This window comes from Xanthobacter sp. SG618 (assembly GCF_012932745.1).
Taxonomy (GTDB): domain Bacteria; phylum Pseudomonadota; class Alphaproteobacteria; order Rhizobiales; family Xanthobacteraceae; genus Xanthobacter; species Xanthobacter flavus.
The window spans coordinates 49,685-67,202 of the sequence record NZ_JABBHL010000003.1; the positions used below are offsets into that span (position 1 = coordinate 49,685).

General features: G+C 66.9%; 15 protein-coding genes and 1 pseudogene. 9 read left to right on the forward strand and 7 right to left on the reverse strand.

Annotated features, from left to right (window positions below):
• Positions 1-17 precede the first annotated feature (17 nt).
• The 8 genes and pseudogenes from FHT36_RS09620 to FHT36_RS09655 form a co-directional block, all read left to right on the forward strand.
• Positions 18-395: a hypothetical protein gene (locus tag FHT36_RS09620; protein WP_169122301.1), complete on the forward strand. Its 378-nt coding sequence runs from the start codon at positions 18-20 to the stop codon at positions 393-395.
• A gap of 275 nt (positions 396-670) precedes the next feature.
• Positions 671-940: a hypothetical protein gene (locus tag FHT36_RS09625; RefSeq protein WP_169122302.1), complete on the forward strand. Its 270-nt coding sequence runs from the start codon at positions 671-673 to the stop codon at positions 938-940.
• A gap of 17 nt (positions 941-957) precedes the next feature.
• A complete protein-coding gene (locus FHT36_RS09630) occupies positions 958-1,371 on the forward strand; it encodes a hypothetical protein (protein WP_169122303.1) in 414 nt (137 codons plus the stop codon).
• Positions 1,372-1,522: 151 nt separating this feature from the next.
• Complete coding sequence (locus FHT36_RS09635; protein ID WP_169122304.1) at positions 1,523-2,569, forward strand: DMT family transporter; 1,047 nt, start codon at positions 1,523-1,525, stop codon at positions 2,567-2,569.
• A gap of 128 nt (positions 2,570-2,697) precedes the next feature.
• Positions 2,698-3,519 (forward strand): sulfurtransferase/chromate resistance protein, encoded by an 822-nt coding sequence (locus tag FHT36_RS09640; RefSeq protein ID WP_169122305.1) that lies wholly within the window; start codon positions 2,698-2,700, stop codon positions 3,517-3,519.
• 10 nt (positions 3,520-3,529) lie between these two features.
• The gene (gene chrA, locus FHT36_RS09645; RefSeq protein WP_169122306.1) at positions 3,530-4,918 is read left to right on the forward strand and encodes a chromate efflux transporter; all 1,389 of its coding nucleotides are present in this window, start codon (positions 3,530-3,532) and stop codon (positions 4,916-4,918) included.
• Positions 4,919-5,372: 454 nt separating this feature from the next.
• Positions 5,373-7,436: a hypothetical protein gene (locus tag FHT36_RS09650; RefSeq protein ID WP_407077064.1), complete on the forward strand. Its 2,064-nt coding sequence runs from the start codon at positions 5,373-5,375 to the stop codon at positions 7,434-7,436.
• Between the two features lie 316 nt (positions 7,437-7,752).
• Positions 7,753-7,923: pseudogene (locus FHT36_RS09655) on the forward strand (transposase); the annotation flags it as partial.
• Between the two features lie 138 nt (positions 7,924-8,061).
• Here the strand turns inward: FHT36_RS09655 and FHT36_RS09660 are convergent.
• The 7 genes from FHT36_RS09660 to FHT36_RS09690 form a co-directional block, all read right to left on the reverse strand.
• Positions 8,062-9,639 carry a PLP-dependent aminotransferase family protein gene (locus FHT36_RS09660; RefSeq protein ID WP_169122307.1) on the reverse strand — a complete coding sequence of 526 codons (1,578 nt, stop codon included), beginning with the start codon at positions 9,637-9,639 and terminating at the stop codon, positions 8,062-8,064.
• 84 nt (positions 9,640-9,723) lie between these two features.
• Positions 9,724-10,431, reverse strand: a complete 708-nt coding sequence (locus FHT36_RS09665) for an ABC transporter ATP-binding protein (protein WP_169122308.1) — start codon at positions 10,429-10,431, stop codon at positions 9,724-9,726.
• Positions 10,418-11,188 carry an ABC transporter ATP-binding protein gene (locus FHT36_RS09670; protein WP_169122309.1) on the reverse strand — a complete coding sequence of 257 codons (771 nt, stop codon included), beginning with the start codon at positions 11,186-11,188 and terminating at the stop codon, positions 10,418-10,420. Before FHT36_RS09670 ends, FHT36_RS09665 begins: the two co-directional genes overlap by 14 nt.
• Entirely contained in the window at positions 11,188-12,135 is a 948-nt protein-coding gene (locus FHT36_RS09675) for a branched-chain amino acid ABC transporter permease (RefSeq protein WP_169122310.1), read from the reverse strand. Before FHT36_RS09675 ends, FHT36_RS09670 begins: the two co-directional genes overlap by 1 nt.
• Complete coding sequence (locus FHT36_RS09680) at positions 12,132-13,010, reverse strand: branched-chain amino acid ABC transporter permease (protein WP_169122311.1); 879 nt, start codon at positions 13,008-13,010, stop codon at positions 12,132-12,134. The genes FHT36_RS09675 and FHT36_RS09680 overlap by 4 nt, the downstream gene beginning before the upstream one ends.
• Before the next feature lie 23 nt (positions 13,011-13,033).
• Positions 13,034-14,323: an ABC transporter substrate-binding protein gene (locus FHT36_RS09685; protein ID WP_169122312.1), complete on the reverse strand. Its 1,290-nt coding sequence runs from the start codon at positions 14,321-14,323 to the stop codon at positions 13,034-13,036.
• Positions 14,324-14,400: 77 nt separating this feature from the next.
• Positions 14,401-15,285 (reverse strand): dihydrodipicolinate synthase family protein, encoded by an 885-nt coding sequence (locus FHT36_RS09690; protein ID WP_169122313.1) that lies wholly within the window; start codon positions 15,283-15,285, stop codon positions 14,401-14,403.
• 189 nt (positions 15,286-15,474) lie between these two features.
• Here FHT36_RS09690 and FHT36_RS09695 point away from each other — a divergent pair, with 189 nt between their 5' ends.
• Positions 15,475-17,517, forward strand: a complete 2,043-nt coding sequence (locus tag FHT36_RS09695) for a molybdopterin-dependent oxidoreductase (RefSeq protein WP_169122314.1) — start codon at positions 15,475-15,477, stop codon at positions 17,515-17,517.
• Position 17,518: the final 1 nt, after the last annotated feature.

Consider the following 17,518-nt stretch of genomic DNA (forward strand, 5'->3'; position numbering starts at 1 on the left):
CCACAAGGAGAAACCCCATGCTCAAAAGCCTGATCGTCGCCCTCAGCCTCGTCGCCGCCGGCCCGGCCTTCGCCCAGCACGCCCACGGCGCCCAGAAGGGGCCGAACGGCGGCCCCATGGAGGACGTGGCGGGCGTTCATGTGGAGTTGGTCGTCGCCGGAGAGGCCGTGATCTTCAATCTCCTCGACGAGGCGGGCAAACCCCTCAGCGCCGCCGGCTTCACGGGCTCCGCCATGGTTGCGGCCGGGACCGAACGCAAGACGCTGCCGCTCGCTGCCGCTGGCGAGGCCCTCTCCGGGAAGGCGCCCGCGCCCGTCCCCAGGGGCGCCGCCGTGACCCTGCTCATCAAGACGCCGGCCGGGAAGTCCGGCCAAGCGAAGTTCACGGCGCCTTAGGACCCACCGATGGCACGGCATCGAAGGATCGGCCGCGCGGCTGCGGCCGTCGCCGCCTTGCTCGGCCTCGGGTCGCCGGCACTCGGCCTGGACCCGCGGCCGAGCACCTATCGCGAAAGGGCGAAGCACGACTTCCGTGATGTGCAACTCGGCCTTGCGCATCCCGCACCCGAGGGGCGGAGCAGACCTGTCGTCCCTCAGGCCACGGAGGGACGGTCCCGCTGGCCGGCCGCCGCCCCCAGCACCCACGCCACACCCATCACGAAAGGCACGCCATGAAAGGCCTGCGCTACACAAGCCTCATCTGCCTCGCTCTCGGCAGTCTTGCCCTGGGCCCGGCCCTCGCAGACGGCATCCAACCCGCGCGGCCGGCAAGCGCCTCGGACGCCGGCTGCGAGCACGGCAGCGCCGGCGCGCACAACCTCTTTTGCGCGAAGACCAAGTCCGAATGCATCAGCAGCAACCGCGCATTCCGGCCGCACGAGATCACCCATTGCACCATGCGCTACGACCAGTGCATGCGGGTGTGGGGCACGGCCAAATGAGGGCCGTCCCACCCTCAGTGTGGATTCTGCGTTCCTTCGGGGCGCTCGCAGCCCTTCTTGTGCTCGCGCCGGCGGAGGCGAGCGAGAGCCACAGCGAGCGCGATCTGGTCCAGGCCTTCACCCTCCAAAACCTCGCCGTCTATTGCGGCCAGTTCACGCCTTCGGCCCTGTCTCAGACGGTCGGCAAGGACGGCGGGGTCAACGGACTGGCTCATCACGTCAAGACAGGGGCCGCCGCCCAGCTTCCGGAGGAGGACGCTGAGCGCCTCGTTCGGCGGTCCGCCGACGCGGCACGCGCCATCGCGCTGATGGCGGTGCGCAGCCATTATGACGCCGATCGTGGCGTGGAAACCGCCCGCATCACCCAATGGTGCGACGCTGCCGTGGTGCCTGAGGTGCGCCGGCATGTCGAATCCCATGCGGCGGAATAGCGGTGCTGAACCCGGACGGCTGCTGGGAGGCGTTCCTTCGCGTTGACCAGGCCGCCGAGAATCTATCTGTGCGCATAATGGGAGGATCGGAACCAACCGTTTCACCCCCCGCACCGCCAGCGGATAGACGTGCTCCCAAGGGGAGATAACCATGAACATCGGGATCATCTTTGGTCTGCTGTCCGCCCTGCTGTTCGGCGCGAGCACGCCGCTCGCCAAGCTGCTTCTCGGCGCCGTCGACACGTGGATGATGGCCGGCCTTCTCTATCTCGGGGCAGGCGTGGGCCTCGCCGCTGTCCACCTGTCCCGGGCCGCGCTCCGGCTGCCAGCGGTGGAAGCGCCGCTGCGAAGGAGCGACGTGCCATGGCTCGCGCTGGTGATTCTCGCGGGCGGCATCCTCGGCCCCTTGCTGCTCATGTTCGGCCTCGCCCGGACCGATGCCGCCAGCGCATCCCTTCTGCTCAATCTGGAAGGCGTGGCGACCATGGCCATCGCCTGGATCGCTTTCCGTGAGAATGTGGACAGACGCCTCCTTCTGGGCGCGCTCGCCATTCTCGCCGGCGCCGCGCTGCTGTCATGGCAGGGCCGGGCGACGCTCGACCTCGGAGCAGCGCTGATCGCGGGCGCGTGCCTGTGCTGGGGCATCGACAACAACCTCACCCGGAAGCTCTCCTCCGCCGATCCGGTGCAGATCGCCATGCTCAAGGGACTGATAGCCGGAACCATCAATCTCGTGATCGCCCTCGGCCACGGAGCCGCCTTTCCCGCGTTGGGGATCTTGGGGGCGGCCGCGGTGGTCGGCTTCTTCGGCTATGGCGTCAGCCTCGCCCTGTTCGTGCTCGCACTGCGCCACCTGGGCGCCGCGCGCACCGGCGCCTATTTCTCGCTCGCGCCGTTCGCGGGCGCGGTCCTCGCCATCGCGCTGCTCGGCGAGGCGGTGACGCTCCAGCTCGTGATTGCGGGCCTCCTGATGGCGCTCGGCCTCTGGCTGCACCTCTCCGAACAGCATGAGCACGAGCATGCCCACGAGGCGCTGGAGCACGAGCACCGCCACCGCCACGACGCGCACCACCAGCACGCCCACGATGCGGACACGCCGTCCGGTGAGCCGCACAGCCATTGGCACCGGCATGCGCCGATGATGCACCGGCACCCGCACTACCCGGACATCCATCACAGGCACGGACACGGCGCATAAGCGTTCTGCGGGGTTGCGCGTGGATCAGCGGTCTGGCTAATCTGTCCGCAAGGGGCTCCCGCGATTGCCCCGTGAGGCGCCAGCCTGAAATCGCGTCCTTTCTCCCCTCTGCCCAGGGATGGACGCTCGTGCCTTCAAACACTGAAATCACCGTGGCGCAGCTCGGTCGCCTCGTCGGCCTGCCGACCGCGCCCGTCATCATCGACGTGCGCACCGACGACGATTTCGCCGCCGACAGGCGAATGCTCCCGGCGGCCCGGCGGCGGTCCCATGCGAACGTCGCGGACTGGGGCCCCGCCTTGGCGGGACGAACCGTCGTCGTGGTCTGCCAGAGGGGCCACAAGATCAGCCAGGGCGTGGCCGCGTGGCTTCGGATCCAGGGCGTTGCGGCGGAAACGCTGGAAGGCGGCTTCGCGGCGTGGCGGGACGGCGGCGGCGTGCTCTTCTCCGAGGCCGCCCTGCCGCCGCGCGATGCGGCCGGGCGCACGGTTTGGGTCACGCGCGCCCGCCCGAAGGTGGACCGCATCGCCTGCCCCTGGCTGATCCGCCGCTTCATCGATCCCGACGCGGCCTTCCTCTATGTCGGTGCCTCCGAGGTCGAAAGCGTGGCATCGACCTTCGGCGCCGCGCCCTTCGACATCGACGGCGCGTTCTGGAGCCACCGCGGCGACGGCTGCACCTTCGACACCATGATCGCGGAGTTCGGGCTGCGGTCCCCCGTCCTCGACCACCTCGCGGTCATCGTTCGCGCCGCGGATACGGCACGCCTCGACCTGTCGCCCCAGGCGGCAGGCTTCCTCGCGGCCTCCCTCGGCCTCTCCCGCATGTATCGGGACGACCTGCAGCAGCTCGACGCCGGCATGCTGCTCTACGACGCCTTCTATCGCTGGTGTCGGGACGCCGTGGAGGAAACCCACAACTGGCCCGCCGGCCAGCAGAAGCAGGGCTGAGGGGCGCGCCATGGCCATCACCTTGGAAACGAGCGGCCCGGCCGCAGCACCCGCGCGCCCGACGTTCCGCGAGGCGGTGAAAGTTTGGGCCAAGATCGGTTGCCTGAGCTTCGGCGGCCCGGCCGGGCAGATCGCGCTCATGCACCGGGAACTGGTGGAGGAGCGCCGCTGGATCGGCGAGCAGCGGTTCCTGCACGCCCTGAACTACTGCATGCTCCTGCCCGGCCCCGAGGCGCAGCAGCTCGCCACCTATATCGGCTGGCTCATGCACCGCACCGCGGGCGGGCTGGTGGCCGGCCTGCTGTTCGTGCTGCCCGGCGCCGTCGTGATGCTGGCGCTCAGCATCCTCTATGCGCTGTACCGCCACGTGCCGCTCATCGATGCCGCTTTCCTCGGCGTGAAGGCGGCCGTGCTGGCGGTGGTGGTGGAGGCACTGCTGCGGATCAGCCGTCGCGCACTGAAGAACCGCCTCATGGTGGCGATCGCCGGCCTCGCCTTCCTGGCCATCTATGTCCTGCATGTCCCGTTCCCGCTCATCATCCTCTCCGCCGGCCTCGCCGGATGGGCGGGCAGCCGAGCCGCGCCGGATCTGTTCCAGAGCGCGGGCCACGCGGGCGGCAAGGCCGACGCCGATGGTGTCGTGGACCAGATGTTCGAGCGAGGAGAGCTGGCCCATGCCGAGCCATCGCTGCGGCGGGCGGGCGGCATCATCGCGGTCTGGCTGCCCCTGTGGCTCGGCCCGGTCGTTGTGCTGTGGGCGACCTTCGGCAGCGACAGCGTGTGGACGCAGATCGGCTCCTTCTTCAGCCTGATGGCGGTCGTCACTTTCGGCGGGGCCTATGCGGTACTCGCCTATGTGGCGCAGGCCGCGGTGGACGGCTTCGGCTGGCTCGTGCCCGGCGAGATGCTGGATGGCCTCGGCCTCGCCGAAACCACGCCCGGCCCCCTCGTCATGGTGCTGCAGTTCGTCGGCTTCCTCGCGGCCTATCGTGCGCCCGGCGTTCTCAATCCGATGCTGGAGGGGTGCCTCGGCGCCCTGCTGACGCTCTGGGTGACCTTCGCGCCCTGCTTTTTCTGGATCTTCCTCGGGGCGCCCTACGTGGAGGCGCTGCGCGGCAACCGCGCGCTCGGGGCAGCCCTGTCCGCGATCACGGCGGCGGTAGTCGGCGTGATCCTGAACCTCGCCTTGTGGTTCGCCATCCATGTCGTCTTCCGGCAGGTGGTGAGCGTGGACTGGCACGGCATCGGGCCGGACCTGCCCGTGCTCGCCTCCATCGACTGGCGGGCGGCTGCGCTCTCCGCGATGGCCATGCTCGCCATGTTCCGGCTGAGGCTCGGGATGCTCCCGACGCTCGCCGCATGCGGGGTGGTGGGAGTGGTGCTCTCGGCATTGGGCTGAGTTCGTCGCCCGGGTACGCCGCCAGGCGTGTGGCTGATTGAGAAAGAAGCTGCAATCCGGCGATGTTCTCAGTCATCCACATAATACCGCTGCCAGGGGCTTTTCGCCGGCTGGTGAATCATGGAAACAGCGCGCCCTTGCCGCCGCTACCCGCGGCGCCGGAGCATCATAAATAATGATCGGCAGACCAAAGACGAAGTTCGCCCGGATGATGGTACTATTCTGCCGCACACGAGCTGCTACGGTACTATCCCCTCGCGAGGTGGCGAACTTTCAACGATACCTGCTAGAGCTTTTGACCGAAGGGAGATCGCCGTCGGCGCAACATCGCTCGATCGACTGGAACGCAATCGCTGCTGCTTGTGAGATAGACCCCCAGATCATGGAGCAAGCGGCTCAGACGCTGTCTCCCGTGGTGGAAGCACTCTCCCGTGAGATCTCACGCAGCCGCCGAATGTCCAAAAAAGTCAGCACGCGGATCAACATCTCCGACGCGCTGTCGACCACGGCCGCCGCCAGAGAGCCTAGCGCGAGATTGCTTGGGAGTGCCTCTGAGCAAGAAACCGCTCTGAGATCGCTGGGACGTGGTGGTGCGCGACGCGGAGCTGGGCGACCTGCGAAGCCGGTCGTGGAGTTCCCGCCGGCAAAGACCAAACACTGGCTAGATCTCTGCGAGTTCTCTGACGCATTGACGCTGCACATGGAGCGGCATGACGATTCGACAAAACACCTCGCTAAAGCAATTACTGTTGGTGGTTTTCCCACGAACTGGACGACAATACGCTCGTGGGTGCACGGCGAAAAATGCCCTCGATCGGCTGATAGCCTCGCCGCATTGGATTTCCTAGATCGGCGCTATCGTCTTCCGCTGGGCTACTTCAGATCCAAGCTACCAATGTCTGACCGCAGCCCATCCGCGAAGAAACTTCCTGGCATCACGGCCGCGGAGCGTCGGCGCCTGGCTTGGCACCTCCCCCATGACTTCGATCGCCGACCGCTTCATGAACGGGAAGCGATTCTCGAATGGGTCCAGCGGGTGGTCATCACCGGAACGACCGAATATCGGCAGTTCCAGGCGGCAGCCATGAAGCACCCCTACGCGATCCGCTTCCCGGAGTTTCAGTCGAAGAAACTGCGCCGGGCCCGCGCCGCCGTCGATGAGGAAGCGGTTGGAGCAGACCTTGATCCCGACCTTTCCGGCACCATCACCGACGCGCCCGCAGCGCTCGCTGCCGAGATGGCTCAGCTCGTCCGGTTCAAAACATCAACGCTCACAAGCTTCGGCCTGCAACGTAGCGGCGTCTGGGGCGAAGAAACGGCATCCCAGCGGATCGAGCATTTCGGCCTGATGTTCGGCGCGCTGGCCGCGGCACCGAGCGGGGCGGTCCGCGGGTTCGGCGTCCCGCTTGAGGACTTGACGTTTGGTCTGCTGGTCTTCCCCATTGTGTGGGATTGGTACGTGCAATGGCGCGAGCGCCGGCGCGGCTTCTTCACTCGGTGGGAGTCGGAGATGCTGGCGCTCGGGCTATCCTTCACGAGAAAGGACACAGGATGGATCCGGCAACATCCGGCCCTTGCTGACCGTCTGCGCCCGATCCCCAACCTCATCACCAAAGTGGACATTGCGACGGCGCGAGCAGACTGGGAGGGCGCCTGCGATGCTCTCCAGAAGCACGCGCACGCTCGCGTGCGGGAGATTAACCGCGTCGTGCGCGTTCATCGCGACCCGTTCGAACCAATCCTGGCGGTGCTCGAGGCCGAAAGCCCAGTGCGGGAGTATCTTAAGATCCCCGCGGAAATCCTCCGCCTCATGCCCGACGCCAAGCGCTATCCCATGGCGGCGGCCGAGGCTGTCCGGTCCTTCCTGATGATCCGCCTCGGGTTGCACCTCGGCCTACGGCAGAAGAACCTCAGGCAGCTTCTCGTCTGCCCACGCGGCCAAACGCCGGCGACAGAGCGCCAGCTTGAGGATGCAAAGCGAGGAGAGCTACGCTGGAGCGAGCGGGATCAGGGGTGGGAGGTGTTCATTCCGGCGTGTGCCTTCAAGAACGCCACCTCGTCCTATTTCGGCTCGAAGCCTTTCCGCTTGGTGCTGCCCGACCTCGGCAGCCTCTACCACTACATCGACGCCTATATCGACCGACACCGGAAGGTGCTCCTGCGAGGAGCCTCCGATCCCCGTACCTTCTTCGTCAAGTCGGTGAAGGCGAAGACGACGGATCCGGCATATTGCCAGAACACGTTTTATGAGGCATGGCGGCAGACGATACAGCGCTACGGTATCTTCAACCCCTATACCGAGCGGGGCGCCATCAAGGGGCTGCTGCCTCATGGGCCTCACAATGTGCGCGACGTGCTGGCGACGCACATCCTGAAGGTGACGGGCTCCTACGAACAGGCGAGCTACGCCATTCAGGACACGCCGGAGATGGTCGCGAGCCACTACGGCCGATTTCTACCGCAGGACAAGGCCGCGCTCGCCGCTCAGATCTTGAACCGAGTATGGGAGGCGGCCTGAGCGGACGCGTGCCGCCCAATCCCACCTGGTCCTGACAAATCCCAGATAGAGCGCCTTGGGGCAGCGATCAGGCTTGTTGGCACTTCTGCTGGCACCGAATGGCAATGCGGGAAAACTCTCTCAATATTCTCAGTATCTTGATGGAATAATTAAGTGCCCTCACCCGGCACCATTTCATCATATGCTAACGTCGACTGACGTCGATAAATCAAACAAAATCAACAAATTAGACACCCCACCCGGTCGGTGGCCGTCTTTGGACATCTGTTGGCATGATTGATGGCATCGTCAGGTGCTGACGTATGCTCCTGAACCTAAGCATGGCATCTCCTCGGCGACCTTTTACACGTTCAAGGCAAAGTATGGCGGCATGGACATGTCCGGTGCCCGCCAGCTGAAGGCGCTCGAAGATGAGAACGCCCGCCTGAAGAAGCTGCTCGCCGAGCGGATGCTGGACAACGCCATCCTGAAGGACGTTGCCGCAAAAAATGGTGACGCCCGATACGAGGCGTAAGCCGTGGCCCACGCCTGTATCCGCTGGAGCCTCGACTTCGTGTCGGATGCCTTCACCGATGGCGGCCGCTTCCGGTGAGCCCGGTGACGGGGCCCCGCGGTGCGCCGGTTCTCAGGGCGGCCCGCCGTGGCTGAGGAGCGAACTCCGCCGCACCCGGCCGTAGCGCGGCGTAAGGTCCACGCCGGCCCGCTTGAGCGCGCGGGCGATGCGGGCGATGCCGGTGCGGATCGCCTCCGGCGTGAGCGCGGCGTAGCCCAGCACGAGGGCACGCGGATAGCGGGATGGCCCGATCTCGTGCGCGCCGGCCGCCTCCAGCGTATAGACGCCCACACCTTCCTCGGCCGCCAGCTGCGCCACCTCCTGCACGGAGGGGAAATGATCCGGCAGCGTCCACATCACATGCATCCCGGCCTCGGCGCCGGAGATGCGGGCGGTGCCGAAATGCTCCGTCAGGCTCTCCACCAGCGTCTGGCGCGCCTCGCTGTAGGTCTGGCGGATGCGCCGCACATGGCGGGCGAACCGGCCCTGCGCGATGAAGTCGGCGAGCACGATCTGGTCGATCCACGGATGCCCGTAGCTGGCGATGCTCTTGACGTGGCGGATGGGTCCGACGAGTTGCTTCGGCACCACGGCGTAGCCGATACGCAGCCCCGCACCGATGGATTTCGAGAAGGTGCCAAGATAGATCACCGACGTGTTGCCGTTGAGCCCCGCCAGCGCCGCAAGCGGCGGGCCGTCATAGCGGAAGTCGCTGTCGTAATCGTCCTCGATGATATAGGCGCCGCTGCGCTGCGCCCACGAAAGCAGTTCGCGCCGGCGACCGGCGCTCATGGTGGTGCCGGTGGGGAACTGGTGGGACGGCGTCACGTAGGCCAAGGTCGCCCCGCAGCCGGCGAGCAGCTCCGTGCACAGGCCGCCCGGGTCCACCGGCACCGGCACGAGCGTGCCGCCATAGCTGGAGAAGACCAGCGCCGCGCCCGCATAGCACGGGTCCTCCACCGCGATCTTCACGCCCGGCTGCACGAACAGGCGGCTGACGAGGTTGAAGCCCTCCTGGGCCCCGGCGGTGATGATCACCTGGTCCGGATCGGCCGGGATCGCCCGGTTGGCGGAGACATGCGTGGCGATGGCGCGGCGCAGCTCGATGGCGCCTTCCGGCGGGCCATAGCCGGAAAGGTTGCCGCTGGCGCGCGACAGGTTTTCCAGCAGCAGCTGCCGCCACTCGCGCAGCGGGAAATTGCGGCTGTTGGCGCTGCCGTACCAGAAATCCACCTGCAACCGCGTGGGGCCGGTCTGCACCATGCGCAGGGCCCCGGCGCGCAGCAGCACGGGCGGGTGCACCACCGCCGGTCCTGCCGGTTTCGGTGCCTCATTCGAAGGCGGCGTGGACGGCGTGGACGCACCACTGGGCCGGTCGAGGCAGGCAAGCCCCAGGCAGGATTCGGGCAGCATGTCGCAGACGAAGGTTCCCGCGCCCGGCCGCATGGCGAGATAGCCCTCCTTCGCCAGCCGCTCGAACGCGAGCACCACGGTGTTGCGCGAAACCTTCAGCTCCCGCGCCAGCTCCCGCGACGAGGGAAGCGGCGTTCCAGGCCGGAGCGTGTCGGCGAGGATGGCGGCGCGCACCTGTTCGTAGATCTGCTCCTGTAGCGTCGAGGCGTCCGAGCGGTCGAGATGCAGCGGAATCATGAGCCTGCCTGTTCCTTGCCCCATCCGGGAATCAGGCAATTAATATGCCATCACAATGCAGGATGGCTCCTCGCGCAGGCTTGTTCAGGCGAGGCCGGAGACCACCCCGCGCACGCCGGGATCGGACCGTGCCGCCTCCAGACTACCGCGAAAGACGATCTCGCCGCGCTCGATGACATGGATGTGCGAGACGTATTCGGGAATGTGCTGGACGTTGGATTCCGCCATCAGGACAGCCTTTCCCGCGGCACGGATGGAGGCGATACCGGCGGCGATGGTGGGGATGATGGCGGGTGAGAGGCCCTCGAACGGCTCGTCGAGCAGCAAAAGGTCAGGGTCGAGCGCCAGCGCGCGGGCGATGGACACCATCTTGCGCTCGCCGCCGGACAGCTCGGCGCCGCCGCGCTGCATGTAGGTCTTCAGCTTGGGAAACACCTCGTAGGCGAGCGCGATGCGCTCCGCCGCGGGCCGCGCGGTAGGGCGGGTCCAGGTGCCGAAGGCGATGTTTTGCGCCACCGTGAGGCTGGCGAACACCTCGCTCTCCTCGGGCGAGAAGCCGATTCCGTGCCGGGCGATATGGTGCGGCGACCGTCCGGAGATGAGCGCGCCGCGCCAGCGAATTTCGCCCGTCCGCGGCTTCAGCTGACCCATGAGGGTGCGCAGCAGGGTGGTCTTGCCCGCCCCGTTGCGGCCGACGAGGCAGACGATCTCGCCCTCCTTCACCTCCAGGCCAACACCGTGGAGGATCGGGGCGCCGGCGATGTCGACGCTGACGCCTTCAACCGAGAGCATGATGGGGCACCTTGCCGACGAGGGTGTCGATCACCTCCGGATCGCGGAAGAAGGCATCCGGCCGCATGTCGGCGACGATCTGCCCGGCTTTCAGGCCGATGACGCGCGTGGCGTAGCGGGAGATCAGGTCCATGTCGTGCTCCACCAGGACGAGGCTCTCCACACCGCAGCGGCGCGCCGCGTCCAGCAGCGTTTCCATGATGCGGTGCTTGTCGGCGCTGGAAATGCCGCTGGTGGGCTCGTCCAGCAGCATCAGGCGCGGGCGCAGGGTGAGGGCGCTGGCGATGTCCACCAGCTTCTTCTCGCCCTGCGAGAGCGCCGAGCAGGGGGTGGACAGGCGATGCGCGAGGCCGAAGGCGGCGGCGATCGCCCGCACCTCGTCGCGCTCGGCCTTGTAGAGAGACGCCGGCTTCCACAGGCGGAAGGTTTCGCCCGCGCGGGCGAAGGCGCCCACGGCGATCATGTCCTCCACCGTGAAGGTGGGATAGACGGTGACGAGCTGGAACGAGCGGGCAAGGCCGCGCAGGGCCAGCGCCGCAGGGCCGAGGCCCAGCACCGAGCGCCCCTCGAAGATCACGTCACCGCTGTCCGGTGTGTAAAGGCCGGACAGGGTGCTGACGAGGGTGGTCTTGCCGGCGCCGTTGGGGCCGACGACCGCCACCACTTCCCCCTTGCTTACGTCGAACGAGACGTCCGACAGGGCGGTGAAGGCCCCGTATGTCTTGGTGATGCCAAAGGCGCGCAGCAGCATTTCCATCAGCGCTTCCTCTCGAACAGGCCGGTGATCAGCCCCAGTATGCCGCGCGGCGCGAAGATGATGATCAGGGCCAAAGCCGCCCCCATGGCGAAGCGCCAGTATTGTGTATTGGCCATCAGCGCATCCTGAAGGAGCGTGAAGGACAGGGAGCCGACGATGGGGCCGAACAATTGACCAAGCCCGCCGAGGATGATGATGAAGATCATGTTGCCCGACTGTGTCCAGAAGGACTGCTCGGGATCGGCCGCCCCGATGCTCACGGCGAGGATGGCGCCTCCCACCGCGCAATAGACCGCCGAGAGCACGAAGGCGACGTAGCGCAGCTTGAAGACGCCGACGCCGAGGAAGGCCGTCTTGCGCTCATTGTCCCGCGCGGCCTTGAGCGCGAGCCCGAAGGGCGAAGAGACGATGACCGCCATGATGGCGAACATCGCCAGGAACACCCCCAGCACGTACCAGTAGAACGGCCCGACGAGGAAAGCCGTCTTGCTGATGGAGGTGAAGTTCATGCCGAACAGGCTGGGGCGGGCGACGGAGATGCCGGATTCGCCGCCCGTGAGATCGTAGAACTTGAACAGGAAGGAATGGAAGATCATCCCGAAGGCGAGGGTCAGCATGGAGAAGAAGATGGTCGCATAGCGCAGGCATAGCAGGCCGATGAGGGCAGCGATGGTGCCGCTCGCCAGCATGGCCACGAGCAATTGCACCTCAAAGCTGCGCACGCCGAGCTTGGTGCCCAGCACCGCGCTGGCATAGGCCCCCACCGCCATGAACATGGCGTGGCCGAATGACAGAAGCCCGCCATAGCCGAACAGCAGGTTCAGCCCCAGCAGCGCGATGGAATAGGCGATGATGGGGATGATCAGCGTCGTGTAGTACATGCCGAGCACGAACGGCGCCGCGGCGAGGCCGGAAAGGATGAGGGCGAAGGCGATCGCGTTCTTCATGCCGCGGCCTTTCCGAACAGTCCGTAAGGCCGGAGCACCAGCACGAACACCACGACGAGGTAGATGGACATCACCTCCATCTCCGGGAAGTAGCTGAGCGAGAGTGCCCGCAGCAGCCCCACGATGAGCGCGCCGAGGAAGGCGCCGCGAATGCTGCCCAGTCCCCCGATGACCACCACCGCGAAGGTCTCCACGATGAGCGCGATGGGCATTTCGAGGGAGGCCGCGGTGGTGGGGATGACGAGCGCCCCGCCCACCGTGCCCAGCATGGAGCCGAGCATGAAGACCAGCATGTTGATGCGCCGCGTATTTGCCCCTAGCGCCTCGGCCATCTGTCGGTTCTCCGCCGTGGCGCGGATGATGTGGCCCAGCGGCGTGCGGTCGATGAGCCACCACAGCAGCCCTGCCACCAGAAGGGCGCAGGCGATCACCGCGGCGTTGTAGGCGGGGAAGGTGAAGGCGCCGATGGCGATCATGCCGTAGACCGACGGCAGGTCGGCAAGGAGGCGCGGCTGCGCCCCCCACACGTAGCGCAGCACATCCTGGAACATCAGCACGAAGGCGAATGTCATCAGGAGCTGAAAGGCCTCGTCCCGCCCGTAGACGGTGCGCAGCACCCGTTCCACCAGGAAGCCCACCTGGCCGGCGAGGAGGCCGGCCACGATCAGCACCGGCAGCAGCAGGAGGGCCGGGCCGCCCTGCGCCGAAAACCACTCGAACACCGACGCCCCGAAATACGCGCCGAACGCGTAGAGCGAGCCCGCGGTGAGGTTCACGATCCGCTGCACGCCGAAGATGAGTTGCAGTCCCGCCGTGACGAGGAACAGCACCGCGGCGTTGAACAGGGCCGCGAACAGGAGGTCGACCGTTGCCATGGGTGCGTGCTTCCCGTCTGGGGTCAGACCGGGAAGGTGGCGGTTTCGAGCCAGCCCCAGAAATCCGCGCCCGGCGGCTTCTGGAGCACGGAGGCGGGATAGCTGTAGGGCGTCTGGAGGGTGGAGACGTCGTACGGATTGTCGTGGGTGCCGAAGCCGCCGTAGAACACCTCCTCGGCGATATGGTCCTTGCGCATGGCCGCCGGACCACCGAAGGATTCAAACGTGATGCCCTCCATGGCCTGCGCGACCTCCTCGGGCTTGGGCCAGGAGCCGCCTTTCGCCGCCACGACCTTCTCCACGCCCGTCTTGTAGAGGTTCATGGCGAAATAGGCGCGCTCGCATTCCCAATGCGGGTAGTCCTTGAAGCGATCCATATAGTAATCGACGAATTCTTTCTGCGCGGCAGAAGGGTTTGGCTTCGCGAAATACATCGTGTTGTAGCATAAAAGCGTGCCCACGGGGGTGAACGGCTTCTTCAGCTGTCCATGCTGGTGCCCCGCCTGCACCAGCACCATACGCGCTGTGTCGGTCAGGCCGGCGCTGGTGGCGGCGCGCATGAAGATGGGCAGGTCCGCATTGCCCAGCACGCAATAGATGAGGTCGGGCTTGGCCGCCTTCAGCGCCGCCACGTTGGAGGTGAAGTCGAGTTGGCTGAAGCTCGACCACTGCTCGGACACCACCTCCGCATCGATACCGAACTTCTTGTTGAGCGCCTTGAAGGCGGTCCACACGTTGCGGCCGTAAGTATAGTCCGGGCTGATGGCGGCGATGCGCTTGAACTGGCCTTTCAGATGCTTGGCCGCGATGAGCGAGGCCATCACCGCCTCGCACTCGTTGTCGGTGCTCTTGAACACGAATTTCGGCGAGGGCATGGTCTCCTTCACGCCGTCCTGCGTGGTGCCGTCCCAGAAGATGGTCAGCACCTGCATGTCTTCCAGCGTCGGCGCCATGGGCAGGGTCACGCCGGTGGAATAGCCGCCCTGGATGCAGTCCACCTTCTCCTGCAACACCAGGCGCCGCGCCCGCTCCAGCGTTTCCTTTGCGTTGGTCTCCTCTTCCACCACCAACTCTATCTTGCGGCCGGCAATGCCGCCGGCCTCGTTGATCTTCTTTGCGGTCCATTCGGCGGAGCGCAGCCCGTTCTCGCCGATATAGGCCGCCGTGCCGGCGCGCGGCGCGATGATGCCGATCTTCAGCGGCGTATTCTGCGCCAGCGCCGGCATGGGGAAGGCGCCGAGGGCGCTTGTGGCCGCAAGACCTGCCGCGCCCTTGAGAAGTCCTCGGCGGTCGATACCTGTGGTGGGCTTCATGTCGATCTCCGGAAGGTCGGTGGAGAGGCGGCGCCTTTGGCGCTCAGGCTTTTTGAAACGGAAACGCGCCCCCCTGTTCAGGCGGCGAGCGCGTCGAGAGCGGCCTTCACCTCGGCCGCCGCATCCGGCTCCAGGCCGAGGATGGGGGGACGCGGCCCACCGGCCGGCTTGCCGAGCAGGTCCATGCCCGTATGCGCCACGCGGATGATGCCGTAGCGACCGCCGAGCTCGCTCAGGGGAAACAGCTTCATCCCGGCGGCATAGGCGCCGGCCACGTCCCCGGCCTTGGCCGCGTTCCAGTAGGCGACGCAGGCGGCCGGGCAGATGTTGGCAAGGCCGGTGAACCAGGCGGGCGCAATGGCCAGCGCGGGTTCGAGGATCAGCGTGTCCTGCCCGATGCCCACCTTCACCTTGCCGCCGGTGAGCTTGGGCACCATGAAGGCGCGCGAGAGGTCGCCGGACGAATCCTTCATGCCCACCACGTTCGGGATGGCGGCGAGCTTCTGGACGATGGCGGGGGTGAGGTCGATGCCCGCGAGGCCGGGATTGTTGTAGAGCCACACCGGCAGGTCGCTCGCGGCCGCCACCGTTTCGTAATGGATGAGGATTTCCCGCTCGGTCGGGCCCCAATAGTTCAGCGGCACCACCAGCACGGCGTCGGCGCCGTGATCGGCGGCGTGCCTCGAAAGGCGCACGCTCTCCGCCGTGGTCATGGCGCCGATGCCGGTCATGATGGAGATGCGGCCATCCACGTGCCGCGCCATCTCCTCCAGCGCCTGCATCTTCTCCGCTTCGGTGAAATACCCGTTGGCGCCCGTGCTGCCGAAAAGAGTGAGGCTGTGGATGCCGGCTGCAAGCGCCTCATCAAGATGTTTCTTCCACCGGCTAAAGTCGATCGATCCATCGGACGCGATCGGCGTGACGGAAAATAGAGAAACGCCTTCGATATTCATTCTGGCCATGCCACACCTCTCAATCTTCACTATCGAGCCTGAGGCCGAACCGCGGCCTTCACAAGCGCTCCCATGGATCCGGTTCACGAAAAAACAATGAGACCAGCGTGCGGAGGCCTTCGGGATCGGGGCAGGATTCGCATAAGTTCATCGCAGTCACGGGGCTTCGGGAGCCCGCGAAAGAGGACGATGAGCGACATGGCGGAAGACCGTATGGTCAAGACCACCTGCCCCCGCGATTGCTACGACGCCTGCGGCATCACGGTGACGCTGCGCGACGGCGCCATCCAGAAGGTGCTGGGCGATCGCGACCACGCCATCACGCGCGGCGCGCTCTGCGGCAAGTGCGCCATCGTCTATAACGGCGCTTGGCGCGCGCCGGACCTGCGGCTCTCGACCCCCCTCAAGCGCATCGGCGCGAAGGGCGAGGGCACATTCGCGCCGATTTCTTGGGACGAAGCGCTCGGCCTCATCGCCGAGCGCTTCGGCGCGCTGTTGGAGGAGGGCGCGGCGCGCACCATCCTGCACACCCACTATACCGGCACGGTGGGCCTCGTCGGCGGCTGGTATCCCATACGCTTCTTCAATCGCCTGGGCGCCACCGAGATCGATCCGGATACCGTCTGCAACAAGGCCGGGCACGTGGCGCTGGAGATGATCTTCGGGGAGTCCCTCGAAGGCTTCGATCCGCGCACCGCCCGCGATGCCCGCACCATCCTCGTGTGGGGTGCCAACCCCTCCCACTCGGCCCCTCACCAGAACAAGGGCTGGCTGAAGGACGCGCGGGCGGCGGGCACGCGCATCATCGCCGTGGACCCCATCGCCCACGACACGGCCCGCGCGGCCGATCTTCACCTGCAATTGCGGCCCGGCACCGATGCGGCGCTCGCCTTCGCCTTCATGCACGTGCTGCGCCGGGACGGGCTGGCGGACGAAGGCTTCCTTTCAGCCCATGTGCTGGGGGCGGACGAGCTGATCCCGGCCATCGACGCCATGACGCCGGAACGGGCAGCGGAGCTGTGCGGCGTGCCGGCGGACCTCATCATCGCGGCGGCGCGCGCCTATGGAGGGGGGCCTTCACTGCTCTGGCTAGGCCAGGGGGTGCAGCGCCAGCCTTATGGCGGCAACGCCTTCCGCGCGCTGGCGGCGCTGGTGGCGTTCGCCGGCCATCTGGGCAAGCCGGGCGCCGGCTTCCTCTACATGAACGGGCCGGGTGGGCGCGGCATCGACATGGCAACCGTCACCGCCCCCACGCTCGCCCGCGAGAGTGTCCCCGCCATCAGCCACATGGACCTTGCGGCAACGCTGGAGGACCCGGCGGCTGCGCGGGCCTTCGTGAACTGGAACAACAACCCCGCTGCCTCCTCGCCGGAGCAGGCGCGGCTCAGGGCAGCGCTGAAGCGGGAAGACCTGTTCCACGTGGCGGTGGACCTGTTCCACACCGACACCACCGCCTATGCGGACATCGTGCTGCCGGCGGCAAGCTTCCTCGAGTGCGACGACCTGGTGCTGTCCTATTTCGACCTCACCGTCTCGGCGCAGGTGAAGGCGGGCGATCCGCCCGGCACGGCGCTGCCCAATTCGGAGATCTTCCGCCGCCTCGCCGCCGCCATGGGATTTGCCGAGCCGGAGCTGTTCGAGACCGACGCGGATCTCATCGCCCGCCTGCTGGCGCAGACGCCCTTTGAGGGCACGTTCGCCGATCTGGCCGCCATCGGCACCGCCACCGTGTTCCCGGAGCCCAGGGTGCAGTTCGCCGGCCTTGCCTTCAACACGCCCTCGAGGCGCATCGAGCTGGCGAGCGCGCGGGCGGAGGCGCTCGGTCTGCCGCGCCTGCCGCAGCCCCATGCGGATGCGCGCACGCAGGCCGGCCGCGTGCGCGTCCTCTCCCCCGCCTCCCCATGGCTGTTGAATTCGAGCTACGGCAACGATCCGGTCATCCACCGCCGCCTCGGCGTGCCCACCGTCGCGCTCCATCCCGATGATGCCGCGCGCGAGGGGCTGGCCGAGGGGGACAAGGTCGTGCTCGCCAACGGGGAAGGGCAGCTGCCGCTCACCGTCACCCTGTCGGACCGCACCCAGCCGGGCGTTGCCCTCGTCCACAAGGGCCGCTGGCCGGCCTTCTCGCCGGGGGATGCGAACGTGAACGCGCTGGTGGGCGGTCTCAAGAGCGACATGGCCGAGAGCACCACCGTCCACGGCACCGAGGCGCGGCTGGTGCGGCTGGCGGCGGCCGAGTGAG

Bases quoted from the DNA above. Each gene is read 5' to 3' on its own strand.
- FHT36_RS09620 (WP_169122301.1), top strand. From the start codon at position 18: ATGCTCAAAAGCCTGATCGTCGCCCTCAGCCTCGTCGCCGCCGGCCCG.
- FHT36_RS09625 (WP_169122302.1), top strand. From the start codon at position 671: ATGAAAGGCCTGCGCTACACAAGCCTCATCTGCCTCGCTCTCGGCAGT.
- FHT36_RS09635 (WP_169122304.1), top strand. From the start codon at position 1,523: ATGAACATCGGGATCATCTTTGGTCTGCTGTCCGCCCTGCTGTTCGGC.
- chrA (WP_169122306.1), top strand. From the start codon at position 3,530: ATGGCCATCACCTTGGAAACGAGCGGCCCGGCCGCAGCACCCGCGCGC.
- FHT36_RS09650 (WP_407077064.1), top strand. From the start codon at position 5,373: ATGTCCAAAAAAGTCAGCACGCGGATCAACATCTCCGACGCGCTGTCG.
- FHT36_RS09660 (WP_169122307.1), bottom strand. From the start codon at position 9,639: ATGATTCCGCTGCATCTCGACCGCTCGGACGCCTCGACGCTACAGGAG.
- FHT36_RS09665 (WP_169122308.1), bottom strand. From the start codon at position 10,431: ATGCTCTCGGTTGAAGGCGTCAGCGTCGACATCGCCGGCGCCCCGATC.
- FHT36_RS09670 (WP_169122309.1), bottom strand. From the start codon at position 11,188: ATGGAAATGCTGCTGCGCGCCTTTGGCATCACCAAGACATACGGGGCC.
- FHT36_RS09675 (WP_169122310.1), bottom strand. From the start codon at position 12,135: ATGAAGAACGCGATCGCCTTCGCCCTCATCCTTTCCGGCCTCGCCGCG.
- FHT36_RS09680 (WP_169122311.1), bottom strand. From the start codon at position 13,010: ATGGCAACGGTCGACCTCCTGTTCGCGGCCCTGTTCAACGCCGCGGTG.
- FHT36_RS09685 (WP_169122312.1), bottom strand. From the start codon at position 14,323: ATGAAGCCCACCACAGGTATCGACCGCCGAGGACTTCTCAAGGGCGCG.
- FHT36_RS09690 (WP_169122313.1), bottom strand. From the start codon at position 15,285: ATGGCCAGAATGAATATCGAAGGCGTTTCTCTATTTTCCGTCACGCCG.
- FHT36_RS09695 (WP_169122314.1), top strand. From the start codon at position 15,475: ATGGCGGAAGACCGTATGGTCAAGACCACCTGCCCCCGCGATTGCTAC.